The 26,300-nt window shown below is 68.2% G+C and carries 20 protein-coding genes and 1 pseudogene; 7 read left to right on the top strand and 14 right to left on the bottom strand.

Annotated elements, in window-relative coordinates:
* Window positions 1–2 precede the first annotated feature (2 nt).
* Window positions 3–1,250: a glutamate-5-semialdehyde dehydrogenase gene (locus ACJEIK_RS08440; RefSeq protein ID WP_061006378.1), complete on the bottom strand. Its 1,248-nt coding sequence runs from the start codon at window positions 1,248–1,250 to the stop codon at window positions 3–5.
* Between the two features lie 56 nt (window positions 1,251–1,306).
* Here ACJEIK_RS08440 and ACJEIK_RS08435 point away from each other — a divergent pair, with 56 nt between their 5' ends.
* The 5 genes and pseudogenes from ACJEIK_RS08435 (at window position 1,307) to ACJEIK_RS08415 (ending at window position 6,900) form a co-directional block, all read left to right on the top strand.
* A complete protein-coding gene (locus tag ACJEIK_RS08435; protein ID WP_082761729.1) occupies window positions 1,307–2,173 on the top strand; it encodes a ribokinase in 867 nt (288 codons plus the stop codon).
* A gap of 60 nt (window positions 2,174–2,233) precedes the next feature.
* Window positions 2,234–3,485 (top strand): annotated as a pseudogene (locus ACJEIK_RS08430) (cytochrome P450).
* Window positions 3,486–3,760: 275 nt separating this feature from the next.
* Window positions 3,761–3,967, top strand: coding sequence for a hypothetical protein (locus tag ACJEIK_RS08425; RefSeq protein WP_162563621.1), 207 nt, complete (start codon window positions 3,761–3,763; stop codon window positions 3,965–3,967).
* A 105-nt stretch (window positions 3,968–4,072) separates the two neighbouring features.
* Complete coding sequence (locus tag ACJEIK_RS08420) at window positions 4,073–5,212, top strand: DUF2306 domain-containing protein (RefSeq protein ID WP_162563726.1); 1,140 nt, start codon at window positions 4,073–4,075, stop codon at window positions 5,210–5,212.
* Window positions 5,213–5,310: 98 nt separating this feature from the next.
* Window positions 5,311–6,900 carry an HNH endonuclease signature motif containing protein gene (locus ACJEIK_RS08415; protein ID WP_064859752.1) on the top strand — a complete coding sequence of 530 codons (1,590 nt, stop codon included), beginning with the start codon at window positions 5,311–5,313 and terminating at the stop codon, window positions 6,898–6,900.
* Window positions 6,901–6,915: 15 nt separating this feature from the next.
* Here the strand turns inward: ACJEIK_RS08415 and ACJEIK_RS08410 are convergent, their stop codons facing one another.
* Window positions 6,916–8,928: a CocE/NonD family hydrolase gene (locus ACJEIK_RS08410; protein WP_409431336.1), complete on the bottom strand. Its 2,013-nt coding sequence runs from the start codon at window positions 8,926–8,928 to the stop codon at window positions 6,916–6,918.
* A 29-nt stretch (window positions 8,929–8,957) separates the two neighbouring features.
* Here ACJEIK_RS08410 and ACJEIK_RS08405 point away from each other — a divergent pair, with 29 nt between their 5' ends.
* Window positions 8,958–9,263 carry a hypothetical protein gene (locus ACJEIK_RS08405; protein WP_409431335.1) on the top strand — a complete coding sequence of 102 codons (306 nt, stop codon included), beginning with the start codon at window positions 8,958–8,960 and terminating at the stop codon, window positions 9,261–9,263.
* A gap of 209 nt (window positions 9,264–9,472) precedes the next feature.
* On the opposite strand, the gene ACJEIK_RS08400 is transcribed toward ACJEIK_RS08405, so the two are convergent.
* Window positions 9,473–11,515, bottom strand: coding sequence for an NAD(+) synthase (locus tag ACJEIK_RS08400; RefSeq protein WP_409431334.1), 2,043 nt, complete (start codon window positions 11,513–11,515; stop codon window positions 9,473–9,475).
* A 58-nt stretch (window positions 11,516–11,573) separates the two neighbouring features.
* Here ACJEIK_RS08400 and ACJEIK_RS08395 point away from each other — a divergent pair, with 58 nt between their 5' ends.
* Complete coding sequence (locus tag ACJEIK_RS08395) at window positions 11,574–12,413, top strand: NAD-dependent protein deacetylase (protein WP_061002563.1); 840 nt, start codon at window positions 11,574–11,576, stop codon at window positions 12,411–12,413.
* On the opposite strand, the gene ACJEIK_RS08390 is transcribed toward ACJEIK_RS08395, so the two are convergent.
* From ACJEIK_RS08390 to ACJEIK_RS08340, 11 genes are all read right to left on the bottom strand, one after another.
* A complete protein-coding gene (locus ACJEIK_RS08390; protein WP_061002565.1) occupies window positions 12,389–13,696 on the bottom strand; it encodes an NAD(P)/FAD-dependent oxidoreductase in 1,308 nt (435 codons plus the stop codon). The two genes, ACJEIK_RS08395 and ACJEIK_RS08390, sit on opposite strands and share 25 nt — an antisense overlap.
* Window positions 13,697–13,700: 4 nt before the next feature.
* Window positions 13,701–14,324, bottom strand: a complete 624-nt coding sequence (locus tag ACJEIK_RS08385) for a PIG-L deacetylase family protein (RefSeq protein ID WP_061002567.1) — start codon at window positions 14,322–14,324, stop codon at window positions 13,701–13,703.
* A gap of 130 nt (window positions 14,325–14,454) precedes the next feature.
* On the bottom strand, window positions 14,455–15,576 hold the full coding sequence (gene proB / locus ACJEIK_RS08380) for a glutamate 5-kinase (RefSeq protein ID WP_061002570.1): 1,122 nt from the start codon (window positions 15,574–15,576) through the stop codon (window positions 14,455–14,457).
* A complete protein-coding gene (gene obgE / locus ACJEIK_RS08375) occupies window positions 15,573–17,033 on the bottom strand; it encodes a GTPase ObgE (RefSeq protein WP_061002572.1) in 1,461 nt (486 codons plus the stop codon). Before obgE ends, proB begins: the two co-directional genes overlap by 4 nt.
* Window positions 17,034–17,138: 105 nt before the next feature.
* Window positions 17,139–17,396, bottom strand: coding sequence for a 50S ribosomal protein L27 (rpmA, locus tag ACJEIK_RS08370; protein WP_020102180.1), 258 nt, complete (start codon window positions 17,394–17,396; stop codon window positions 17,139–17,141).
* 18 nt (window positions 17,397–17,414) lie between these two features.
* On the bottom strand, window positions 17,415–17,738 hold the full coding sequence (gene rplU, locus ACJEIK_RS08365; RefSeq protein ID WP_020102181.1) for a 50S ribosomal protein L21: 324 nt from the start codon (window positions 17,736–17,738) through the stop codon (window positions 17,415–17,417).
* Window positions 17,739–17,922: 184 nt separating this feature from the next.
* Window positions 17,923–20,961, bottom strand: a complete 3,039-nt coding sequence (locus tag ACJEIK_RS08360; RefSeq protein WP_061009379.1) for an Rne/Rng family ribonuclease — start codon at window positions 20,959–20,961, stop codon at window positions 17,923–17,925.
* A 315-nt stretch (window positions 20,962–21,276) separates the two neighbouring features.
* Window positions 21,277–21,687, bottom strand: coding sequence for a nucleoside-diphosphate kinase (ndk, locus tag ACJEIK_RS08355; protein ID WP_061002858.1), 411 nt, complete (start codon window positions 21,685–21,687; stop codon window positions 21,277–21,279).
* A gap of 49 nt (window positions 21,688–21,736) precedes the next feature.
* Entirely contained in the window at window positions 21,737–22,111 is a 375-nt protein-coding gene (locus ACJEIK_RS08350; RefSeq protein WP_064859759.1) for a DUF4233 domain-containing protein, read from the bottom strand.
* Window positions 22,108–23,541 carry a bifunctional tetrahydrofolate synthase/dihydrofolate synthase gene (gene folC / locus ACJEIK_RS08345; protein ID WP_064859760.1) on the bottom strand — a complete coding sequence of 478 codons (1,434 nt, stop codon included), beginning with the start codon at window positions 23,539–23,541 and terminating at the stop codon, window positions 22,108–22,110. The genes ACJEIK_RS08350 and folC overlap by 4 nt, the downstream gene beginning before the upstream one ends.
* Window positions 23,538–26,219: a valine--tRNA ligase gene (locus ACJEIK_RS08340; protein WP_409431333.1), complete on the bottom strand. Its 2,682-nt coding sequence runs from the start codon at window positions 26,217–26,219 to the stop codon at window positions 23,538–23,540. Before ACJEIK_RS08340 ends, folC begins: the two co-directional genes overlap by 4 nt.
* Window positions 26,220–26,300 lie beyond the last annotated feature (81 nt).

Here is a 26,300-nt window from a genome sequence, read left to right as displayed (position 1 = left end):
TCTTACACGGGCCGGGTCTGGCCGTCGCCCCACACGATCCATTTGGTGGATGTCAGTTCCGGCAGCCCCATCGGACCGCGCGCGTGCAGCTTCTGGGTCGAGATGCCGATCTCGGCGCCGAAGCCGAACTGCTCGCCGTCGGTGAAGGCCGTCGACGCGTTGACCATCACCGCGGCGGCGTCCACCTGTTCGGAGAACCGCTGGGCCGCAGCAAGATTGGTGGTGACGATAGCTTCGGTGTGCCCGGTGCCGTACTCGTTGACGTGCGCGATGGCGCCGTCGACACCGTCGACCACGGCCACCGCCATGTCCAGCGACAGGAACTCCGCACGCAGCTCGTCCTCGCTCGGGTCCAGGTGCACCGTCACCCCGGCGTCCTGCAGCGCGGTCACCAGCCGCGGCAGCGCGGTGTCGGCGATGGCCCGGTCGACCAGCAGGGTCTCGGCCGAGTTGCACACGCTGGGCCGACGGGTCTTGGAGTTCAGCAGGATGCTCTCGGCCATGTCGAGGTCGGCGGCCTCATGGACGTAGACGTGGCAGTTGCCGACGCCCGTCTCGATGGTCGGCACGGTGGCGTCGCGCACCACGGCGTCGATCAGGCCGGCACCGCCACGCGGGATCACCACATCGACGAGCCCGCGGGCCTGGATGAGGTGGGTCACGCTGGCGCGGTCCTCGCTGGGCAGCAGCTGCACCGCGTCCTCGGGCAGCCCCTCGGCGGCCAGGGCCGCCCGCAGTGCGGTGACCAGAGCCTCGTTCGACCGGACCGCCGACGAGCTGCCGCGCAGCAGCGCCGCGTTGCCCGACTTGAGGGCGAGGCCGAAGGCGTCGACCGTCACGTTGGGCCGGCTCTCGTAGACCATGCCGACGACACCCAGCGGGACCCGCTGCTGACGCAGCTGCAGGCCATTGGGCAGCGTGCTGCCGCGCAGCACCTCACCGACCGGGTCCGGCAGCCCCGCGACCTGCCGCAATCCGGCGGCGATGCCGTCGAGCCGTTGCGGGTTCAGGGCCAGCCGGTCGATCATCGCCTCGGCGGTACCGGCGGCGCGCGCGGTCTCGATGTCCTCGGCATTGGCGGCGAGCACCGCGTCCGCGGCGGCCAGTACGGCATCAGCGGCGGCGTGCAGCGCGCGGTTCTTGGCTTGCGTGGTCAGTGTCGCCAGCACGCGCGACGCGACGCGGGCCCGCCGGGCGGCGTCATGCACCTGCTGGCGAAGATCGGTGTCCGTAGCTGCGTGCACACTCATAAACCCAGGGTAACGAGGTATCTGCGGTTCAGCCCGGTCGGGGCTACCGTGGCCGGGTGACTCGGATCACCGTCGTGGGCAGCGTCAACATGGATCTGGTGTTCGGTCTCGCCGACCTTCCGGGACCGGGGCAGACGGTACTGGCGTCGGCGCTGCATTCGGAGCCGGGCGGCAAGGGCGGCAATCAGGCCGTCGCCGCGGCACGGGCGGGTGCCGATGTGCAGTTGGTCGCCGCGCTCGGGACGGACGCGACCGGATCGGCATTGCGAAAGCATCTGCAGGACAACGGTGTCGGGCTTGTCGGTACGGTCAGCCTGCCCGTCCCCAGCGGCACCGCGGCGATCATGGTCGGCGACAACGCCGAGAACATGATCGTGGTGGCGCCCGGCGCCAATGGGCACCTGACCCTGGACTCCGCGCACGTTCGCGCGGTCGTCGCCGACTGCGATGTGCTGTTGCTGCAGCTGGAGATCCCGCCGGCCACCGCGTTGGCGGCGGCGCGGCTGGCCAAGAACAGTGGTGCGACGGTGGTGCTCAACGCGTCACCGGCGGGCACCGACGCCGGCGCGCTGGCCGAGCTGGCCGCCGTCACCGACGTGGCGATCGTCAACGAAACCGAAGCCGCCCAATGGCATTGGACCGTCCCGCATCTGGTCATCACGCGCGGCGCCGACGGTGCAGTGCACCGGACCGCTGGGGGCGAGACGCACGTCCCGGCACCCGACGTCGAAGCGATCGACACCACCGGCGCCGGCGACGTCTTCGCGGGGGTCCTCGCCGCCGGTTGGCGGGCGGACCCACACCACGCGTTGCGGCGCGCGGTGACGGCGGGCGCGCTCGCCACTCTGGTGCCCGGTGCCGGCAACTGTGCACCGCGTGACGAGGTCATCGAGGACGCACTGGAGGGCGGCGTCGGTAACTGACGCGCAGATCTACGCCACTTGGCCGATGATGTTCCGGCCGCGACACCGGATAGTCGATGCATGACCATCGCAAGCGGTATTCCGAGCGTCTTCGACGTCGCGCTTCCGACCATCGACTATTCGGACGCGCACGGCCCCGGACGAAGCGCAGGCGATCCTCCGGGCGGCGCGTACGCAGTCGCCGATCGCGATCGGGCCGCACGGACCGGAGGTGCTGACCTACGATCTCGCCCACGAGGTGCTGCGGGACCCGCGCTTCCGGATTCCCCAGGGCATGTTCCTCGTCGCGCAGGGCATCACGTCAGGCCCGGTGTGGGACCGGGTCAGCTCGTCGATCATCAGCATCGACGGCCCCGAGCACACCCGCCTGCGTCGACTGATTGCCACAGCATTCAGCCGCCGCGCCATCGAACGCTTGCGCACCACCGTCATCGACGTCGTCAGCGATCTGATCGACCGCCAGGTCGCACGTGGCCACTGCGACGTCGTGACCGACATCGCGCGGCAGTACCCGACCCCGGTCATCTGCGCGCTGCTCGGCGCCCCGGCCGAGGACTGGGAGCAGTTGTCGGTCTGGGTCGACGACTTCATGCACGCCTTCGACTGGCACGTCGCCGAACACGAGGCCGCGATCCTGACCGCCTGGCAGGCCCTCGACGACTACATCGATGACATGGTCGCCCGTCGCCGCGACCACCTCACCGACGATCTCCTCTCGGACCTCATCCGCGCCGAGGAGGACGGTGACCGGCTCAGTGCCGACGAACTGCGAATGCTCTCGACCGGCCTGCTGGCGGCCGGCACCGACACCACCCGCAACCAGGTCGCCGCCTCGGTACAGGTGCTGTGCGAGCATCCCGACCAGTGGGCCTTGCTGGGTACACATCCCGACCTGGCCGACCGCGCCGTCGAAGAGACCATGCGGCACTCGCCCATCGTGATCAGCTCGCTGCGGATGGCCCGTGAGGACGTCGAACTTGCCGGAATGCTCATCCCCGCAGGAACTTTCATGCAGGTGAACACCGGCGCAGCCAATCGCGACCCCGCCGTGTACGACGACCCCGACCGCCTCGACATCACCCGCGCGGGCGCCCCGGCGATGCAGACCTTCGGCGCCGGGATGCACTACTGCCTCGGCGTGCACCTGGCCAAGATGGAGCTGGCCGAAGCGCTCACCCTGATGACGCAGCGCATGCCCAACGCTCGGGTGACGGGACCGGTGCCGTGGAAACCGTTGGTGGGCCTGAGCGGACCGCTCACCCTGCCCATCGCCTTCGATCCGGTCGATGGGTCATTGCGAGCGGCCTCCTGAGCGAGCTGCCTGCACTCGCCGCGGCCCCGACACAGCCAATAGCAGCAACGTCGCGGCCGCGTGCCGTTGCCGGCTGTCGACGTCACGCCCCTTCGGCCTGATCTCGCACTCATCGGGCAACTTCGCGCGCGACAACTCAGCAGTTGTGCGTACGCATGCGCCGATGGCGTACGTGCGGCCGTCGCAGCACACCGCACGAATTACGCATCACGGCCGATGGAGTCGCAGGCGCCAAGCGGCACAGTAGGAGTCACCACTTTCCAAGGAGCACTCCGATGAACCAAACCCACACCGCCGCAATGCACTTCGGCATCGTGACCGCCCGCCCGGCGCTGACCCACTGGAGGACAGAAGTCGACAGCGTCGTCTCAGCAGTCGCGCGGTGGATGTCCAACCCGCCGGCGACGGAACCAACGTCGCGCGCGGCCTATCACAGCTATCTGGAGCACGCGTGCATGGCCCGTGAGATGGACCGACTCTGAGCGGCCCGAAACCCGCGCGCGGGCTCTGATTCAGCAAATACTGCGAGTTGCCCCTGGGTGGCCCTAGAATCTGACGTTCAAATGGACGGCCACAAAGGAATCGCGGTGTCACGGCGATTCTTCGTGCTCACGGTCGCCATCGCCGCCTTCTATGTGCCACTCGCACTCAACTACACCTGGCCACTTTTCGCGCCCGGCTTGTCGCGCTGGCAGGACAGCGTCAACGCCGTCATCAACGGCCGCACCTACGCGGTCGGTGACGGATCCGTCGAATCCGTGCGCCACGGCGCCTACGCCGAACACCGTGTCGTCCTCATGGTGCACACCACGTTGGCCGGACTTGCCTTGGCGCTCGGGCTGTTTCAGTTCTCGTCGCGGCTGCGCACCCGGCGGCCGGCGGTACATCGTTGGATCGGCCGCAGCTATCTGACACTGATGTCCGTCAGCATGCTGACCGCGTTGGTGTTCCTGTACTTCACGCCGCCGGCCCAGCACTTCATCGGCCCGGCATTCGAAACTCAGTTGCGCGCCTTGGCAATCGGCACGCTCGGCAGCGGCTGGTACGCGGTCTACGCGATCCGGCGCCGCGACGTGATCACGCACCAGGCCTGGATGACCTACGGCATCGCCCTCATGATGACGGCGCCATTGCTACGGGTGATCTGGATCGGGATACAACCGCTGATCCCCCAGCACGATCTGCTGACCAACATCGGCGTGGGTTCCATCATCCTCGGCGTCGTCGCACCCGGCAGTGCGGTGTTCGCGTTCATGTTGACCAAGCAGGCGACGCCGGAGGCCGGCGTTCGTTCCGTCCCGGCGTGGACGTACGGCGCAGCGTTCGCGTTGGCCGTTGTCGGCTCGCTGGCCTACACCGCGCTGGTCCTGCGGCTACCCACGCCGATCCCGCAAAGCCTCGTACTTTTCCACCTGGTGCCTGCGTGGATCACCCTCGCAATCTCCGTGCGTGGCGTGTTCCGCGCGCGCACCACGGGCGACGCGGCACGCGAACGGCAGTGGCGCTGGATCCTGTGGGGTTTCGCCGCGGCGCCGACCGCCGCGAGCCTGTACGCGCAGATCGTGCCGCCCGCCTTCACCACGGCCGACGCCGTCCTCGCCGGCGGCATGGACGGCCCGGTCATCCCGATCACCGTCGCCTTCGCGCTGGTAGTGCATGCGGCCGCGCGGTCTCAGCGTCGGACCGACGACGATCTCGATGAACCGAACGTGCTGGCCGCTGCCTGAACTCTGCTGCGTCGGCAAGTTATCCACAGAACGCGATCTATCCACAATCTGCTTCTGCCAGAAAGCTTGGAGCAGTAGAGGTCGCTAGAATCGAACATATGTACGAACCGCTGCTCATCGAGACCAGGGAAGCTGACGACGCTTCGCTGGTCGACATGATGACCAGCGCCACCCGCGCAGAAGCCCAGAACGCGGCCCGCCGTTTGGCCGCCGTCGCCGAATTCACCCACCGCCGGTGCACCGACCATGAAGAGCGCGACCTGTGGGCGTGCGACGGCTGGGATGCCGCAGCAAGCGAGATCGGTGCCGCCCTGACCATAAATCGCTGGCAGGCCGCCGGCCAGATGCAGCTAGCTCTGGCTCTTCGTGACCGTCTTCCCGAAGTAGGCGCTCTCCTGGCTGCCGGAGAGTTGCCCCTCGGGTTGGTCACCCAGATCTGCTGGCACACCGAGCACGTCCAGGACCCGGCCACGCTCGCCCTCATCGACATCGCCATTGCGGGCTCCGCCCACGAATGGGGACCCCTGTCGAAAGCCGACACCATCCGGCAGATCGACAGCTGGATCGAGAAGTTCGACCCGGCCGCGGTGCGTCGTACCCGTAACGCCGTCCGCGGTCGCGACGTCGAGTTCGGCAAGCCCGGCGACCCAGCCGGCGTCACATCCGTGTGGGCCCTGCTGCTGGCCACCGACGCCGAACTGCTCAAGCGCACCCTCACCGCCATGGCCTATGAGGTCTGCCCCGATGACCCCCGGAGCCTCGCCCAGCGCCGCTCCGACGCGATGGGCATTCTGGCCGTCCGCGGCGACCGCCTCCCGTGCCACTGCGGCCGGTCCGACTGTCCTGCCGCCGGAGCCGATCCGCGCGCCGCGGCGGTCATCATCCATGCGCTGGCCGGGGCGGCACCCGAACCGATCAGCGATCCGCTGCTCGACGCAGCCGAGGCCGCGCCGTCCGTCACCGCCGAAACTCCGGTCGCCGACGCCCTGGAGCCGACGCCCGAACCCGCACCCGTCGTCGATCAGAAGGCGGTCGGGTACCTGCCTGGCGGCGGCGTCATCCCGGCTGTGCTGTTGTCCGACCTCGCCGCGCGCGGCGCAACCGTGAAAACGGTTACCGCGCCCCAGGTTCCGGCCGGTGGGCAATCCCAGTACCGACCGTCGGCCGCGCTCGACCGTTACGTACGGATACGGGACATCACCTGTATGCACCCCGGCTGCGACCAACCCGCCGTCGACGCCGACCTCGACCACACCATCCCGTGGCCGGCCGGAGCGACCCATCCGGGCAACCTCACCCCGAAGTGCCGCAAGCACCATCTGGTCAAGACTTTCTACAGCGGCGCGACGGGATGGCGCACCCGCCAGAACCCCGATGGCACCATCGTCTGGACCGCACCCACCGGGCACACCTACACGACCGTGCCTGGTAGCCGAATCCTGTTTCCCGACAGGCGCTTCCCCACATCAGCGCCTCCACCATCGGCGACGGTGAGCACCAGCGACCAGCCCGGCCGCGACCTCATGATGCCCACCCGCCGGCGCACCCGCGCTGACGACCGCGGTCGACGTATTCGGTACGAGCGCAAACTCAACTGGGCCGAGCTACTGGAGTCCGAGCCGACCACCGAAGCCAAACTCCAACTCGCCCAACGCCTCATCGATGGCGACAGCTCGCCACCGTTCTGAGGCCGGGGAATGCGATCAAGCGGCCACCGGCGGCGCGCTGTTGACTGCCACCACGCCGGTGCCCACCGTCGGCAGGGACACCTCGACCGAGGAAACGTTGATGACCCCGGCCGAAGTGAAGCTCTGGTACGGCGTGGTCGAGGCGACGAGCTGCAGCGTCAGCGAGTCCCAGGGTCCTGCCGTGTAGGCGATGTCCTCGAGGTCGACGGTCACGTGGCGCGACTGCCCGTCCAGCGTCACCGGAATGGGTGTCACGACGTTGCCGACGACACGGCCGGTGCTGTTGTCGACGATCTGGGCATAGACGAACCGACTGGTTCCGAGACCGGAGTAGTTGACCGTCACTGTCGGTGCACCGACCAGCTGCGTGGTACCGGCGGGCAGGGTGAGCGCGATGTTGATGGCGTTCTGCGCCTTGGTCGGGATCGGCAGTGAATTCTCCAGTCCGAGTGGGTTTCCGATCGGACCCGACCCGCCGGCGATCGGCAGGATCGGCATGAAGCCGCCCGCGCTGATCGAGTTGATCGGGGTGCCATGGAAACCCGGATCGGTCGGCATCACGTCGGACGCGTAGAACTGCCCGTCCTGGTCGACCCACTGGAACGTCGGCCCAGTGTCGGTCGCGCTGTTGCCCTTGACGTAGCGGTCCAGCCAATTGAGCGTCTCGCTCGCCAGAAGCTGGTTCTGGATGGGGCTCGCCGGGTCGAGGCAGACGCCGTGCCCGCCGCAGAACCAGATCATCTTGACCGGCACGGGATTACCGTTCGCGTCGAGGTTGTCGGCGAGCATCTCGACGTTCGTGTTCGCCTGGTCGAGCGTGATCAAGTCGTCGACCGTGCCCTGGATGATGAGGGTCGGGACGGTGATGTCATCGACCAGAGCGCCGGGACCGCTGCTGGTCAACACATCTCGCTGACTCTGGGTGAGGATGCCCAGCAGGTCACCGAGAATGATGCCGCCGTAGATCTGCGGATTGATCCGCGCGCCGGTCTGCACCAGCCCGAGCATCAGCAGTGATGCCCAGGCAGTCTTGAACGCGCCGCGCGGGTACAGCGCGTCGTTGAGTGAGTTCCAGGCGAGCCCCGGCACTATCGCGTCGATGCGCTTGTCCCGGGCGGCCGCCACGAGCTGGATACCGCCGCCATAGGACACCCCGACCATGCCCAGTCGCGGATCGAGCGTGACGGCGTCATCGAGTTGCACACCGGGCTGATCGGCCATCCAGCTGCTGATCGACGACACGTCTTTGCCCTCGAAATTCGGATTGTCCAGCTGCAGCAGCCCGCCCGAGGCGTATTCGCCCCGGGGGTCCCAGGTGACGACGTTGTAGTCGGCGGACCGGAACGTGCCGATGCCGACGAAACCTGTTGCGTACGGGTTGGTTTCGCCGGGACGCGTCATGCCCGGGCCGTACAGGACGGTCGGCGCCACTTCGCCTGCTTCCAATCCCATTGCCGGAAAGAAGTTGACGCTGATGGGCGTGCCGTCGAACGACGCGATCTTGTAGGTGTAGGCGACGGGCGTTCCCGCCGGCACCAGCTGGGCGAGGTCGACATCGACGGGGACCACGACCGACGCCCCGATGAGCGGCGCCAAAAGCCCACTGACACCGGGAATCTGGCGCAGGTTCACCAGCAGATTCGGCACCATCGAACCGATCAGCGGAATCTGCTTGAGCGCGGTGACGAACGGCGTCTGCTGCGTCACGCGCACCTTGAACTGCTCGGGGGTACCCGAGGTGACGTCGGCGTAGTTCGGCAGATAGGTGAAATCGCCGGTCTTGAGCATCCGCACCTTGCCGGGCGAGCCGCCGAGGACGCTGTAGGTGACCGGACCGCTCAGCGGCGTCCCGATCGAACCGTGGATGATGCCGTCGTCGAACTCGACGACGGGGCCGGGTACGGCGAGCGTCGAGGCCGGGCCCGCGGCCGTGGGGCTGACTGCGGCAGTCGTATTGACCGCCGACGTCGGGGTGACGCTCAGGGTCCGGTCGATGCCCAGCTCGCGGCGAGCCGCCGCCAGCAGCACCCACGCCCCCCGGCGATTGCACCGGGCCGGTGGGCGTCGAGCCGACGCGCGGCTTGGTTGCCGTCGGCACGGTCTGCACCGGAGATGACGCGACGCCCGCCGCCGGGGCCGCTTCTACAGCCGGCGCCGACACTTCTACCTTCGGATTGGGCGCGACGGCCGTCAGCGCCGCGGGCTGTTTCGCCTTGGGCGCCTTCGGTACCTTGGCCGCCTTGACGACCTTGGATGCCTTGGGCTTCTTGACCTTCTCCGATTTGTTCCGACCGGCCGGCGGAGCGCTGCTCGATGTGTCGTGGGAGACGCCCGGCGTCCCCGAAGTGGCTGTGTCGGCGTAGGCGACGCCACCACCGATGACGATGACCGACCCCACCCCGAGGGCGACGGCCAATCCTCCAACGCGACCGACATAGCGTGCTGCAGACATCACTACCTCCCCGACAGTTGGCACCAACTATCTGGAAGTTAGTCCAGAATCGCGCCGATATTGACGCTTTTGCAGAAAAAACATACCAAGGGTAGGTTTTCCCGCGGTCGCCAGCGTCGGCTAGGACTCCGGCACGTTGCGGTCGATCTCGTCGAGCCAGATGCGTGCCGACATGTCCGACGGCGCCCGCCAGTCCCCACGCGGGGACAACGCGCCGCCCGCGGACACCTTCGGGCCGTTCGGCAGCGCCGACCGCTTGAACTGGCTGAACGAGTAGAACCTCTGGACGAAGACTTTCAGCCAGTGCCGGATGTCGGCCAGCGAGTAGGCCACGTGCTCGTCATCGGGGAAACCGGCCGGCCAGTCACCGGCGTCGACGTCGCGCCAGGCATGCCAGGACAGGAACGCGATCTTCGATGGCCGGAAGCCGTACCGCAACACCTGAAACAGCGAAAAATCCTGCAGCGCATACGGTCCCACCTTGGCCTGGCTGCTCTGCACTGCCTGACCGTCGGTCGCCGGAACCAGTTCCGGGGTGATCTCGGTGTCCAGCACCGACTGCAACACGTCGTTGACGTCGGCATTGAACTGACCCGAGGAGATCACCCACCGGATCAGATGCTGGATCAGGGTTTTCGGCACCCCGCCGTTGACGTTGTAGTGCGACATCTGGTCGCCGACGCCATAGGTGGACCAACCCAGGCCGAGCTCGGACAGGTCGCCGGTACCCAGCACGATGCCGCCACGCTGGTTGGCCAACCGGAACAGGAAGTCGGTGCGCAGACCGGCCTGCACGTTCTCGAACGTCACGTCGTACACGGCCTCGCCGCGGGCGAACGGGTGCCCCATCTCGGCCAGCATCAGCCGCGCGGTGTTACGAATATCCAACTCGGAGAACGTGACTCCGAGCGCCTTGGCCAACGCGGTGGCGTTGTTCTTGGTGTGGTCGCCGGTCGCGAAACCCGGCATCGTGAAGGCCAGGATGTCGCTGCGCGGCCGGCCCTCCCGGTCCATCGCCTTGGCCGCGACGATCAGCGCATGCGTGGAATCGAGCCCGCCGGACACCCCGATCACCACCGTCGGGAAGTTCAGTGCCCGCAGCCGCTGTTCCAGACCGGACACCTGGATGTTGTAGGCCTCGTAGCAATCCTGTTGCAGCCGAGCCGGATCCGCGGGCACGAACGGGAACCGCTCGACCTCGCGCAGCAGACCGATATCGCCCGCCGGCGGCGACAAGGTGAATCCGATCCGGCGGAAATCCGACGTCCGGTCTGCGAAGGTGCGCCGGTTGTCGTCGAACGTGCCCATGCGCAGCCGCTCGGAGGCCAGCAACTCGGTGTCGACGTCGGCGACCGAGCGTCGTTCCCCGCGCGGAAAGCGCTCGGATTCGGCCAGCAGCACACCGTTTTCGTAGATCATGGTCTGGCCGTCCCACGCCAGATCCGTCGTGGACTCGCCTTCCCCCGCGGCCGCGTAGACGTACGCCGCCAGGCACCGCGACGACGCCGAGCGGGCCAGCAGTTTGCGGTCGTCGGCCCGGCCGATGGTGATCGGGCTGCCCGACAAGTTCGCCAGCACCGTCGCACCGGCCAGCGCGGCCGTCGCGCTCGGCGGCACCGGCACCCACATGTCCTCGCAGATCTCCACATGCAGTACGAAGTTCGGCAGATCGTCGGCGGCGAACAACAGGTCGGGGCCGAACGGCACGTCGACCCCGTTCAGCCGGATGGTTCCCTCGACATCATCACCGGCAGCGATCTGACGGGATTCGTAGAACTCGCGGTAGGTCGGCAGGTACGACTTGGGCACCACGCCGAGGATCGCGCCGCGGTGGATGACCACCGCGGTGTTGTAGATCCGGTGCCGGTACCGCAGCGGCGCACCCACCACCAGCACCGGCAGCAACTCGGCGGACGCCTCGACGATCGTCGTCAGCGCCTCGGTCACCGCCTCCAGCAGCGTGTCCGACAGCAGGATGTCCTCGATCGAGTAGCCCGAGAGGGTCAGTTCCGGGAACACCGCCAGCGCGACGGCGTCGTCGTGGCACTCCCGGGCCAGGCGCACCACCGACTCGGCGTTGGCCGCCGGGTCGGCGAGCGCGGTGTGGTGCGTGCATGCAGCCACGCGGACGAATCCGTGCCGGTAGGCGGAGTAGAAGTCCACGCCTCGATTGTTGCACCGACCCGTGGTGCAACTCCGTGGACGGCCTACCCTCGATGAGGTGCAGGCTCCTGAACTGGTCAATCTGCTGGCCGACCGGCGACTCGCCGTGCTGACCGGCGCCGGCATCTCCACCGACTCGGGCATTCCGGACTACCGCGGGCCGGACTCGCCGCCGAGCAATCCGATGACCATCCAGCAGTTCCTGTCCGGCCCGGCATTCCGGCAGCGGTACTGGGCCCGCAACCACATCGGGTGGCGGCACATGGCCGCCCGCCGGCCCAACGCCGGCCACCGCGCCGTCGCCGCCCTGGAACGGGCCGGGCTGGTGACGGGCGTCATCACCCAGAACGTCGACCTGCTGCACACCAAGGCCGGCTCCCGGACAGTGGTGAATTTGCACGGCACCTACGCGCAGGTCGTCTGCCTGAGCTGCGGGCACACCATGACCCGCGCCGCGCTGGCCGTCGAGCTGGAACGGCTCAATCCCGGGTTCACCGAACGTGCCGAAGTCGGCAGTATCGGCGTCGCGCCCGACGCCGACGCGACGGTCGAGGACACCGCGACATTCCGGTACCTCGACTGTCCGCGCTGTGGCGGCATCCTCAAGCCCGACATCGTGTACTTCGGCGACAGCGTGCCCAAAGACCGGGTGCAGCAGGCGTACGGCCTGGTCGACGACGCCGACGCGCTGGTGGTCGCGGGCTCGTCGCTGACGGTGTACTCGGGCTACCGGTTCGTCCGGCACGCCGCCGCGGCCGGCAAGCCCGTCGCGATCATCAACCGCGGGCCCACCCGGGGCGACGACCTGGCCACGGTCAAGATCGACAGTGGCTGTTCGGAAATCCTCGCCCTGCTGGCCAGTGAATTGCCGGCTCAGAACCTGTCCGGGTGCCAGTAGACGTCCTCGGGCGTGCCGGACAACGCGTTGTCCACGGCCTCGCGGCCCTGCAGGTAGCCGTAATCCTGATTCGAGGACTCGTAGCGCCAGCCACCGAAGCGGCCCCGGCTGTGGATGCCGTGCGCGCGCAGCCGCTCGTCGACGGTCCGCACGATGTCGTCACGGCCCAGGGTCGGCACCGGATAGCCCATCGGGACTTCCCGCACGAACCGGCTCACCACGTACTCCGACTCGGCGCCCAGCGCCCGCAGTGATTCCTCGGTGCGCCGCACCGCGTCGTCGGCGGTCAGTGGCTGCCCGGGCAGCAGCGGCACCTCGCACAGCACGTTCCAGCGGCCGTCGCCGGCGTTGGCGGGATCGTAGTTGTTGAGCATCGTGGCCCGGTACCACGGCACGGCCAGGTCCGGGCAGTACAGCCAGGTCTTGTCGGCCAGCGCCTCCGGCGCCGCACCGCGGTACCCCAATCCGACCGCATAGATGCGACTGGCACACAAGCTGTTTCGCTCGGCCGTCCCTTCGGCGCCGGCGCCACCGAGCCAGCCCCAGGCCGTCGTCAACGGCGCCGAGCTGACACAGTGGTCGTACCCGACGGTCGAGCCGTCGTCCAGGGTGGCGACCCGCCGCACCACGTCGACGTCGACCACCCGGGTGCGCAGCCGTACCGTCCCGGGCTCCAGCAGCTGATCGTGCACGCCCTGCCACAGCGCACCGGTGCCACCGATCGGATAGGGAAAACTGCCCGCGGCTGGCGGCGCCGAGCCGGCCAAACCGAGGCGCGGCACGTTCGGCGCGGCGCTGCCGCTGCGCAACGACGTCCATTCGTGGTCGATGTCCTCGAGTGGGGCCGTCCACATCTTGTAGTTGTAGGGGCCGAAAAACTCGTCAAAAAGTTTGCCACCGAAATTGTTCCGGTAATAGTCGGCGAGGTTGTGCAGCGGGGCATCCGGGAAGAGGTCGGTCGGCATCTCGGCGAGTTGCTGCTGGATGGGCGTGGGCACCAGACTCTGCGGCCCGCTGCCCTCGAGCCACACCCAGCCGTTACGGGCGACGTCGTTCATCTTCACGCCCGAGGCGTCGACCGCGCGGTCGAACTCCGCGAAGTGGCTGTGCAGCACGTGGCCGCCAAGATCCCAGGTGAAACCCTGTTCGTCGCGGACCGACGTGGCCATGCCACCGACCTGATCGCCGGCATCCACCACCACGTGGTCGATCCCGAGTTCGGTCAGCCGGACTGCAGCGCCCAGCCCCGTCGGGCCGGCACCGACAATGAGAAAGGTCGGCACAGGGTCAGAAATCGACGACCAGTCGGGCCGGTTCGAATCCCTCGGCGAACGTCCGGCGGCACAGGAAGCCGTAGTGCTCGGCGGAACTGCGCACCCAGGAGGCACTGACCTTTTCGCTGGCCTCGGCCTGCGACACGTGCGACATCAGGGCTTCGATCTTCTTGTCCAGCGAGTCGGAGATGTCGACGAACGCCGTCGGGTTGAAGCCGATGGCCGACGGCCCGCCGTACGTCATGATCGACGACACCCATCGCGCGGCACCGAGGGTACAGCGGGAGACCACCCGGTGGTCCTGGTGACTGTCATTGGCAGTGTGCGTGTAAACGATTGTGGCAGAAGACTTTTCGATGGCGTCTTCGATCAGGTGGACCAGTTCGAATTCCTGCAGCGAGACGCGGCAGTCGCCGAAACCCTGGCCCCACAGCAGTTCGTGGACGCCGAGGACCTCGACCGCGCGGAGTTGCTCACGCACCCGCTCCTGCGAGTCGCCCGGCCCTTCCTCACCGCGGGTCACCACCAACATGGTGACGCGGTCGCCGGCCGCCACATGCTTTGCCAGCGCACCGCCGCAGCCCAGCTCGATGTCATCGGGATGCGCGCCGACCGCCAGCACGGACTGTCTCGCCATCGCCCCCTCAATTCTGTTTGCTGCGCCAGTGTTGAAGGCAGCATAACCCTAATTTAATAGGTCGGCCTTCTCCAGCAGGGAAAACCTCGAACGAGGCGCCGATTCTAGCCAAATACACACGAATTCGACGTCAAATTGCTACCAGGTCATCCGCGTGCACCGCAGGTCGGCGCAGTTCGACGGGTAGCTCGGGCGTGGAGCGGCCGATGATGCCGGCCAGCTCGGAATCCTCGTAGGCCACGACGCCGCGCGCCACCGCGTTGCCGTCGGGTCCGTGCAGTTCGACGACGTCGCCGCCGTGGAAGCGGCCCGAGACCGCGGTGATCCCGGCGGGCAACAACGACTTTCGCTGCCCGACGACAGCCCGCACCGCGCCGGCGTCCAGGGTCAGCGTCCCCGTCGTCTCCGCCGCGTAGCGCACCCAGAACCGGCGCGCCGACATGCGCTCGGGGCGGGCGGCGAACACCGTGCCGACCGAGGCGTCGGTCAGCGCGGCGGCCGCGTCGCCGGCCGCGGCCAGCAGCACCGGAACGCCGGCGTCGGCGGCCAGCAGCGCGGACGACAGCTTCGATGCCATACCGCCCGTGCCCAGGTGGCTGCCCCCGGTCGCGGACACGCCGTCGAGGTCACCCGACGCGGCGACCTCCGGGATGAAGCGCGCGTTGCCCTTGCGTGGGTCGGAGTCGTACAGCCCGTCGATGTCGCTCAACAGGATCAGGGCGTCGGCCCCGACCAGCTGGGCCACCAGAGCCGACAGCCGGTCGTTGTCGCCGAACCGAATCTCGTTGGTGGCCACGGTGTCGTTCTCGTTCACGATCGCCACCGCGTGCAATGCCCGCAGCCGGTCCAGCGTCCGCTGCGCGTTGTTGTGCTGCGCACGCTGAGCGATGTCATGGGCGGTCAGCAGTACCTGCCCGACGGTCCGGTCGTACCGCCCGAACGCCGCACTCCACGAGTTGACCAAAGCCACCTGCCCGACGCTGGCCGCCGCCTGCTTGGTGGCGAGGTCCGTCGGGCGCCTGCTCAGGCCGAGCGGCTCGATGCCCGCGGCGATGGCGCCGGACGACACGATCACGACGTCCGAACCGGCCTTCATCCGCTTCTCGATGGCATCGGCCAGCGTGGCCAGCCGGCCGGCGTCGAACATGCCGTTGGGCGCGGTGAGCGCCGTGGTTCCGATCTTGACGACGACGCTGCGCGCGGTGCGCACAGCCTCGCGATGCGGCGAGACCGTGTCGGGGCTGTGCGTCACAACTCTTCCTCGGGTTCCTCCGCTGACCGACGGCGCTCCTTACGGGCCGCCTTACGTTCCGCGGCCCCGACGCGATCGGTCTGCTCCAGGCGAATGTCGGTGCCGCGTCCGGACATCTGCATGTCGACACCTGCGGGTGTCTGCGGCTCCCAGTCGAACGTGACGTCGCCGATGGTCACCGCGCAGCCCGCGCGGGCACCCTTCTTGAGCAGTTCGTCCTCGACACCCAGGCGCGCCAGGCGGTCACCGAGGTAACCGACCGCCTCGTCGTTGTCGAAGGCCGTCTGGGCGATCCAGCGTTCGGGCCGGGTGCCGCGCACGATGAAGCCGCCGGAGCCGTCCGATTCGACGGTGAAGCCGGTCTCGTTGACGGCGACGGGCCGGATGATCGGCCGGCGCGGTGCCACCACCGGTTGCGCGGCGCGGTACGCCGCGACCATGTCCCACAGCGCAAAGGTCAACGGGCGCAGGCCATCTCGGCTGACGGTAGAGATTTCGTACACGGGCCAGCCGTACTTGGCGGCCACCTCTTCCTTGACGAAGTCGGCGAGTTCGCGGGCGTCGGGCACGTCGATCTTGTTGAGCAGCACCGCGCGGGGCCGCTCGGCCAGGTCGCCGAGGGTCGAATCCCCTTGCAGCGTCGGGGTATACGCGGCCAGCTCGGCCTCGAGCGCCTCGATGTCGGAGATCGGGTCGCGGCCCGGCTCCAGGGTCGCGCAGTCCACCACGTGCACCAGCACGGCGCAGCGCTCGATGTGCCGCAGGAAGTCCAGGCCCAGGCCGCGGCCCTCGGAGGCGCCGGGGATCAGACCCGGGACGTCCGCGACGGTGAACGTGTTGTCGCCCGCCGAGACCACACCGAGGTTGGGCACCAGTGTGGTGAACGGATAGTCCGCGATCTTCGGCTTGGCGGCCGAAATGGCCGACACCAGAGACGACTTACCGGCCGACGGGAAACCGACCAGGCCGACATCGGCGACCGTCTTCAGTTCGAGGGTGAGATCGCGGATCTCGCCCTTCTCCCCCAGCAGCGCGAAACCGGGCGCCTTGCGGGCCCGCGACGCCAGTGCGGCGTTGCCGAGGCCTCCGCGACCACCGGCGGCGGCCTCGAAGCGGGTGCCGGCACCCACCAGATCGGCCAGCATGCGGCCCTGGTCATCGAGCACGACGGTGCCGTCGGGCACGTGGACCTCGAGATCGGCGCCCGCGGCACCGTCCCGGTTGCTCCCGGCGCCGGGCTTACCGGAGGGGGCGTCGACGTGCGGACGGAAGTGGAAGTCCAGCAGGGTGTGCACCTGCGGGTCGACGACCAGCACGATGCTGCCGCCCTTGCCGCCGTTGCCGCCGTCAGGGCCGCCGAGCGGCTTGAACTTCTCCCGATGTACCGATGCACAGCCATTGCCGCCGTTGCCGGCGCGCGCGTGGATCACCACACGGTCAACGAACCGGGGTGCCATCTGACGTCCTCTCCCTCACACGAACGCTTCCCTGTCACCAGGGAAGAAAAAGAAAAGCTGCCACGAGGCGAAACCTCGTGGCAGCTTCACACCTCGTGTAAAAGGTTAGGCCTCGACCGGGACGATGTTGACCGTCTTGCGACCGCGCTTGGAGCCGAACAGCACCGAGCCGGCGGCCGTGGCGAACAGGGTGTCGTCGCCACCGCGACCGACGTTCACGCCCGGGTGAAAGTGAGTGCCGCGCTGACGGACGAGGATCTCGCCGGCCTTGACGACCTGGCCGCCGAAGCGCTTGACGCCCAGTCGCTGGGCGGCGGAATCGCGACCGTTACGAGAGCTTGACGCGCCCTTTTTATGTGCCATGTCTGTTCGCTCCCTTACTTACTTGATGCCGGTGACCTTGACGACCGTCAGCTGCTGACGGTGGCCCTGGCGCTTGTGGTAGCCGGTCTTGTTCTTGAACTTGTGGATACGGATCTTCGGGCCCTTGGTGTGCTCGAGCACCTCACCGGTGACAGCGACCTTGGCCAGCGCGTCGGCGCTGGTGGTGACCTTCGCACCCTCGACCACGAGAGCGACGGGCAGCGACACCGAGGCGCCCTGCTCAGCGTCGAGCTTCTCGATCTTGACCACGTCACCGACGGCAACCTTGTACTGCTTGCCACCAGTCTTGACGATTGCGTACGTGGCGTTATCGGCTGCCATCGTTGGTGTTCCTCTGTTCTTCGTTTCGTCTACTGCGGGGCGCGCGCCACCCGAAGGCTGCGAGCGCGGGTCTGTGATGCGGGGCCGTCAAGGCGCCCACTGTCGCCGGTGTCGGCCAGGCGACAACTGGTCAAGGGTACGTGACCAGCTATTCGAGGGTCAAACCGCGTGGACCCTCACGGCATCAGCCATCGACACCTCCGACCGGCGGACCGGCGGGACGGGCCGCGGCGCGGCGCCGCTGCCGGACGACGGGAGCCCGGGCGACGACCGGTTCGGCGGGCTGATCAGCCTCTTCGTCGTCGTCCTCGTCCTCGTCGTCTTCTTCGTCCTCGTCGTCCTCATCGGAGTCGTCCTCGTCCGAGTCGTCGTCTTCGTCGTCGCTGTCGTCGAGGTCCAGCTCGTCGCTGTCGTCGTCGTTGTCCTCGAAGTCCTCGTCGAGCTCGACTTCGAGTTCGTCGTCTTCCGAGTCCTCGTCTTCGGCGTCCTCGTCGTCCTCGGACTCGTCGGCATCCTCGTCGTTGTCGGCGTCCAGCTCGGTCAGCGCCTCGGCGGGCTCGACGGCATCGTCGGCGGTTTCATCGCCAAGCCCTTCGGCGTCCTCGGCGATGTCTTCGTCGTCGAGCTCGTCCTCGTGCTTACCGTTCGCTGCCGCCATGGCCTTGAACATGGGGTGCTCACCCTGCGGATGCGAATGCACCTTGGCCAACTGCGGCTCTTCTTCGGGGCGCGGGGCGACCTTCTTGGCCCGCTTGCTGCGGCGGCCACCGCCGCCACCGGCGCCACCGGCCGCCTCGGCCTTGCGGTTGTTCGCGGCCGCGGTGTCCACCGGGTCGGCGTGCAGCATGATGCCGCGGCCCGCACAGTGGGTGCAGGTCGTGGAGAACGCCTCGATCAGGCCGGTGCCGAGGCGCTTACGCGTCAGCTGCACCAGGCCCAGCGAGGTCACCTCGGACACCTGGTGCCGGGTACGGTCGCGGGCCAGCGCCTCGGTCAGGCGGCGCAGCACCAGGTCGCGGTTGGACTCGAGCACCATGTCGATGAAGTCGATGACGATGATGCCGCCGATGTCGCGCAGCCGCAGCTGGCGGACGATCTCCTCGGCCGCTTCGAGGTTGTTGCGGGTTACCGTCTGCTCGAGGTTGCCGCCCGAACCGGTGAACTTGCCGGTGTTGACGTCGACGACCGTCATGGCCTCGGTGCGGTCGATCACCAGGGTGCCGCCCGACGGCAGCCACACCTTGCGGTCCATGGCCTTGGCCAGCTGCTCGTCGATGCGGTACACCGAGAACACGTCCGGACCGGTGGACCCGCCGGCCGGCTCGTACTGCGACATCCGCTCGAGCAGTTCCGGCGCAACGGAATTGACGTAATTGCTGATGGTGTTCCAGGCTTCGTCACCCGACACGACGAGCTTCGAGAAGTCCTCGTTGAACAGGTCGCGGATGACCTTGACCAGGACGTCGGGCTCTTCGTACAGCGCCACGGCGGCGCCGGCGGCCTTGCCCTTGGTTTCGGCGGCGGTCGTCTCGATCTCGGTCCAGCGTTCCTGCAACCGGTTGACGTCCGCGCGGATGTCCTCTTCCTTCACGCCCTCGGACGCGGTGCGGATGATCACACCGGCGTCGGCAGGCACGACCTCCTTGAGGATTTCCTTCAGGCGCTGACGCTCGGTGTCGGGCAGCTTGCGGCTGATCCCCGTCGACGACGCCCCCGGCACGTACACCAGGTAGCGCCCGGCCAGCGAAATCTGCGTGGTGAGGCGGGCGCCCTTGTGCCCGACCGGGTCCTTGCTGACCTGCACGACGACGTAGTCGCCGGGCTTGAGCGCCTGCTCGATCTTGCGGTTGTTGCCACCGAGACCAGCGGCCTCCCAGTTGACCTCACCGGCGTACAGCACACCGTTGCGGCCACGGCCGATGTCGACGAACGCCGCCTCCATCGAGGGCAGCACGTTCTGCACGATGCCGAGGTAGATGTTGCCGACCAGGCTGGCCGACGCCGCGGAGGTCACGAAGTGCTCGACCACGACGCCGTCTTCCAGCACGGCGATCTGGGTGTAGCGGGCGCCCTCGTGCGGCGGTTCGGTGCGGATCTTGTCGCGCACCACCATCACGCGCTCGACGGCTTCGCGGCGGGCCAGGAACTCGGCCTCGCTGAGGATCGGCGGACGGCGGCGGCCCGCGTCCCGGCCGTCGCGACGGCGCTGACGCTTGGCCTCGAGCCGGGTCGACCCGGTGATGCCCTGGATTTCGTTGTTGTCCGCCTTCGCCCGCGGGGCGCGCTCGTGGACGACGGTGTTGGGCGGGTCGTCCGGCGAACCGGCCTCGCCATCGGCATCGTCACCACCGGCACCGCCGGACTTGCGGCGGCGGCGACGACGGCGACGGCGGCTGGCACCGTCGGACGCGTTGGCGTCGTCGTCGCCGGAGTCGTCGTCGGCCTCGCCGTCGGCGTCCTCGTCGCCATCGGCCGCGGCATCCTGCGTCTCGCCTTCGGCGTCACCGTCGGCCACGTCGTCGCTGCTCTGTTCGCCCCGGCCGCGGCCACGGCCACGGCGACCACGACGGCGGCGCCGGTTGGCAGGCCGTTCGCCGTCTTCATCGGTGCCGTCCTCGCCACCGTCGTCGGCTGCGTCGGCCGCGTCGTCGGCGGTGTCTTCGTCGGCGAAGTCGTCAGGCTCGGCGGGCGGCCGGAACGTCACGGGCTGCGGCGCCACGAACAGCGGCAGGTAGTCGGCGGGTTCGGCGGCGGGCGCCGGCACCGTCTCGAGCAGCAGGCGCGACTCTGGCTCGTCTTCGTCGGGCTCCGCGTCGCCGGCGTCGGCCGCCTCGCGGGCGATCTCGACGGCTGCTTCGGCGACGTCGACGGCTTCGACGGCGACCTCGGCGGATACCCCTTCGGTTTCGGTGGTGGCTTCGGCGGTGACCTCGACCAGCACCTCGGCGACCGGCTCGGCGGTCTCCGCCGGTGCCGGGCTCTGCGCCGCTTCGCCGCCGAGACCCAGCAGGTCGCGGACGCGCTCGGCTTCGGCACGCGTCACCGTGGAAGCGGGGTTGCGGGGCCTACCGTCAACCCCGGCGAGGGTCTCGGTGATGTTCTTGCTGGTGGTCCCGAGGATCCGGGCCAGCGAGAAAATCCGCAGGCGCTCGGGGAGCTCTATCGGCTCCGCTGCGCTGCCGGCGTCTTCGGATCGGGCTTCAAGTTGGGCATCGTCGGCCACGTATTCTCCTCAAGCCCCCGGGCGCGTCGTGCGACGCGGCCACGCGAGGGCTTCTTGTATTGGCTCGGGGAACTTCTCCCGAGATTGTTGTGGTCTCGCACCTAGCGGCCCACGGGGAGCCCTCGGTGCCTGGCTGAATGATGGCTGGACGGACCGCGCCGCACCCGGATTTCTCCCGGTGGTCGCGTCGTCTAAGTCTTCATCCGGGCGTCCGCTCCTGGTATGAAGCAGGTCACCCGCAAGCCAGTATCCCACATCGTCGGCCAATCTCCGACGAGGTGCCGCCGGTAGCTCAGCTACCGGCGGCCCACAGTGTCAGTTACCGGGGAACCAGAGGGCGATTTCGCGCGCCGCGGACTCCGGAGAATCCGAGCCGTGCACCAGGTTGTCCTGGGTGACCAGGGCCAGGTCACCACGGATGGTGCCGGTCGCGGCCTTCTCCACCGGGTCGGTGCCGCCGGCGATCTGCCGGAAGGCGGCCACGGCCCGCGGGCCCTCGACGATGGCGGCCACAACCGGGCCGGAGGTGATGAATTCCAGCAGGTCACCGAAGAAGGGCTTGCCCTCGTGCTCGGCGTAGTGCTTGGTAGCCAGCTCGACGCTGACGGTCTTCAGCTCAAGCGCAGCGAAGGTCAGGCCCTTGCGCTCGATCCGGCTGATGATTTCGCCGATCAGGTTGCGCTTGACGCCGTCGGGCTTGATCAAAACAAGGGTCTGCTCAGTCACGGCGGACAGCGTACTAGTCAGTAACCGAATCGGGCGATCCGGGCGGAACTCACTGCTGGCCGGGCAGCAGGCCGCGGTCCTGGCGGCGCTTGACCTCGGACCGAAGGTAGGCGATGAGGACCCAGACGAGCAGGAAGATGATGCCGACGATGCCGATGGTCACGTCGATGAACGCACCGAGGATCAGCACGAACTGCATCCCGATGTTGGCCCACAGCGCCCAGGACCGGCCCTGCATCCCCGACATCAAGGCCAGGACGATCGCCATGCCGATGAGATAGCCGCTGCTGACGGGCGTCAGCCCGCCATGGAACACCGACACGACCGGCAACGCCAGCAGCACCACGATGACTTCCAGGATCAGGGTGCCCGCCATCACGCCGCGGAAGCTCTTCCACGGGTCGGGCTGGTTCGGGGCCGTCATGCCGGGTCCTTTCCGAACAGGGTACGAGCCGCGCCGGCCGTCACGACCGAACCGGTGATCACCATGCCCGCACCCGAGAAGCCGTCCGACGAGCCGTCGTTGCCCGACTCCTCCACCAACGCCGTCGCCGCCTCGATGGCGTCGGGCAGGTTCGGCGCGGTGACGACGCGTTCAGGCCCGAACGTCTCCTCGGCCAGGGACGCCAGCGTTTCGGTGTCCATGGCGCGCGGCGACCCGTTGTGGGTCACCACCACCAGATCGAACGCGGGCTCGAGCGCCGTCAGGATGCCGGCGACGTCCTTGTCCGCCATGACCGAGATGACGCCGACCAGGAACCGGAATTCGAACTCCGTCTGCAGCGCGTCGGCGAGTGCGGCGGCGCCGGCCGGATTGTGGGCGGCATCGATGAACACCGTTGGCGCACTGCGCATCCGCTCGAGGCGACCGGGGTTGGTCACCGCGGCGAAGCCCTGGCGGAGGGTGTCGACGTCGAGCTGACGGTCGGCTCCGGCACCGAAGAACGCCTCGACCGCGGCCAGCGCCAGGACGGCATTGTGCGCCTGATGCTCGCCGTGCAGCGGCAGGAAGATGTCGGAGTAGACGCCGCCGAGGCCCTGCAGTTCCAGCAGCTGCCCGCCGACGGCGACCTGCCGGCCCCGCACGGCGAACTCGGAGTCCTCGCGCGCCACAGCGGCATCGGCCGTAACCGCCTGTGCCATCAGCACTTCCATCGCCTCGGGAACCTGGCGGGCGATCACGGCGACGGTGCTGGGGTCGGTGCCCGCGGGCACCAGGTCGGGCTGCTGACGCGCGATGATGCCCGCCTTCTCCCCCGCGATGGCGGCGATGGTGTCGCCGAGATAGTCGGTGTGGTCCATGCCGATCGGGGTGATGACCGCGACCGGCGCGTCGACGACGTTGGTGGCATCCCACCGTCCGCCCAAACCGGTTTCGATGACCGCGACGTCCACGGGCGCGTCGGCGAACGCCGCGAAAGCCATGGCGGTGAGCACCTCGAACTTGCTCATCTTGGGGCCGGGTTCGCCCAGCTCACCGGCCTCCGACTGGCGGTCGACGATCTCCACGAACGGTTCGATTTCCGTGTACGTGGAGACGTATTGCGCTGGGCTGATGGGCTTTCCGTCGATCGCGATGCGCTCGGTGGCGGCCTGCAGGTGCGGGCTGGTCGTGCGGCCGGTGCGCCGCGAGAACGCCGTCAGCAGCGCGTCGATCATCCGGGTGACCGAGGTCTTGCCGTTGGTGCCGGCCACATGGATACTCGGGTACCCGCGCTGCGGGGAGCCCAGCATCTCCAGCAGCGCCTTGATGCGGACCGTGCTCGGTTCGATCTTCGTTTCCGGCCACCGCTGGTCGAGCAGATACTCGACCTGCAGCAGTTCGGCGATCTCGTCAGGTGTCGGCGTGCTCATGCGGACGGCAGGCCGGCCAGCCGGGCGTTGATCCGGTCGACCTCTTCGGTGGCCAGCTGCTGACGGGCTTTGATCTTGGCAACGACGTCCTCGGGCGCCTTCGCGAGGAACGCCTCGTTGCCCAATTTGCCTGCGGTCTGGGCGAGTTCCTTCTGCGCGGCAGCCAGGTCCTTCTCGAGCCGGCGCCGCTCGGCGGCGACGTCGACCGTGCCCGAGGTGTCCACCTCGACGACGACGGTGCCCTTGGACAGCCGGACCTCCACGGCCGCGGACGGGTTGAAGTCGCCGGCCGGTTCGGTCAGCCAGGCCAGCGACGTCACCGCGGCCACCTGGGCGTCCAGGTCGGCTTCACTGATGCCGACCAGGCGGGCGGGCACCTTCTGCCGGTCGTTGAGGCCCTGGTCGCTGCGGAACCGGCGCACCTCGGTGATCAGCTTCTGCATGTCGGTGATCCGCTGCGCGGAGACCTGGTCGAGCGCGACACCGGAGGCCTGCGGCCACTCGGCGATGACCACCGACTCCCCACCGGTCAGCGACTTCCACAGCGCCTCGGTGACGAACGGCATCACGGGGTGCAGCAGCTTGAGCAGCACGTCGAGCACCGCGGCCAGCACAGCCTTGGTGTGCTCGGTGCGCGAACCGCCTTCGAACAGTTGGGCTTTCGCGAGCTCCAGGTACCAGTCACAGAACTCGTCCCACGCGAAGTGGTACAGCGCCTCGCAGGCCCGGCTGAATTCGTAACGGTCCAGCGTGTTGTCGACCTCGACGCGGACCTCTTCCAACCGGCCCAGAATCCAGCGGTCGGCGTCGGTGAGTTCGGCAGCGTCGGGCAGCGCAGCGGGTGCCGCACCGTTCATCATCGCGAAACGTGTTGCGTTGAACAGCTTGGTCGCGAAGTTGCGGGACGCGCGGGCGTGGTCCTCACCGATGGACAGGTCGCCGCCCGGGCTGGCGCCGCGGGCCAGGGTGAAGCGCAGCGCGTCGGCGCCGAACATCTCGACCCAGTCCAGCGGGTCGATGCCGTTGCCCTTGGACTTGCTCATCTTCTGGCCGAACTGGTCCCGGATCAGGCCGTGCAGGAAGACGTTCTCGAAGGGCACCTTCGCTCCGTCGAGCACCGGGTCGTCGGCGACGAACGTGCCGAACATCATCATGCGGGCCACCCAGAAGAACAGGATGTCGTAGCCGGTGACCAGAACCGTTGTGGGATAGAACTTCTCGAGCTCCGGCGTCTTCTCCGGCCAGCCCATGGTCGAGAACGGCCACAGCGCGGACGAGAACCACGTGTCGAGCACGTCGGGGTCCTGCTCCCAGCCGGCCGGCGGCTCCTCGTCCGGGCCGACGCAGACCGTCTCGCCGTCCGGGCCGTGCCAGATCGGGATGCGGTGTCCCCACCACAGCTGACGGGAGATGCACCAGTCGTGCATGTCGTCGACCCAGGCGAACCAGCGCGGTTCGAGACTGGTCGGGTGAATCACGGTGTCGCCGTTACGAACTGCGTCACCGGCGGCCTTGGCCAGCGATTCCACCTTGACCCACCACTGCATGGACAGCCGCGGCTCGATGGCCTCACCGCTGCGCTCGGAGTGCCCGACGCTGTGCAGGTAGGGCCGCTTCTCGGCGACGATCCGGCCCTCGCCGGCCAGCTTCTCGCGCACCTTGACGCGGGCCTCGAAGCGGTCCATACCGTCGAATTCGGTTCCGGTACCGGCGATGGCGCCCTTGGTGTCCATGATGGTGGGCATCGCCAGGTTGTGTCGCAGGCCGATCTCGAAGTCGTTGGGATCGTGGGCCGGCGTGACTTTGACTGCACCCGTGCCGAATTCGGGGTCGACGTGCTCGTCGGCGACGATGATGATGTCGCGGTCCAGGAAGGGGTGCGGCAGCGTCTTGCCGACCAGCGCGCGGTAGCGCTCGTCGTCGGGATGCACCGCGATGGCGGTGTCACCGAGCATCGTCTCGAGTCGCGTGGTGGCCACGACCAGGTGTGGCTCGGCGTCGTTCATCGAGCCGTAGCGGAACGAGACCAACTCGCCCTCGACGTCGTCGTACTTCACCTCGAGGTCGGAGATCGCGGTCTCCAGCACCGGCGACCAGTTCACGAGCCGTTCGGCGCGGTAGATCAGGCCGGCGTCGAACAGCCGCTTGAAGATGGTGCGGACGGCGCGCGACAGGCCTTCGTCCATGGTGAACCGGTCCCGGCTCCAGTCGACGCCGTCGCCCAGGCGACGCATCTGGCCGCCGATGGTGCCGCCGGACTCGCGCTTCCACTCCCAGACCTTCTCCACGAAGCCCTCGCGGCCGAAGTCTTCCTTGGTCTTGCCGCCGGCGGCGAGCTGCTTCTCGACCAGGGTCTGCGTGGCGATACCGGCGTGGTCCATGCCGGGCAGCCACAGCACCTCGTAGCCCTGCATGCGCTTCCGGCGTGTCAGCGCGTCCATCAGGGTGTGGTCGAGCGCATGGCCCATGTGCAGGCTGCCGGTGACGTTGGGCGGCGGCAGCACGATCGAGTACGGCGGCTTGTCGCTGGTCGGGTCGGCGGTGAAGTACCCGGCGTCGACCCAGCCCTGGTACATGTCAGCTTCTACCGCGCTCGGATCCCACGTTTTGGACAGGGCTGTTTCCGCATCGGAGGCCGCAGTCACGGTCGCGGGATCAGGCGTATCGCTGGCAGTCACCGGCCAATTCTAGGTAAACCCCGTGAGCAGACGTAAAACTGCCCTAAATCACCTGGCAGTGGACAGTTTTATGTCTGGTCG

It is taken from the genome of Mycobacterium sp. SMC-16, from assembly GCF_046250085.1.
GTDB lineage: Bacteria > Actinomycetota > Actinomycetes > Mycobacteriales > Mycobacteriaceae > Mycobacterium > Mycobacterium phocaicum.
This window is presented reverse-complemented; position numbering and strand designations above follow the sequence as displayed.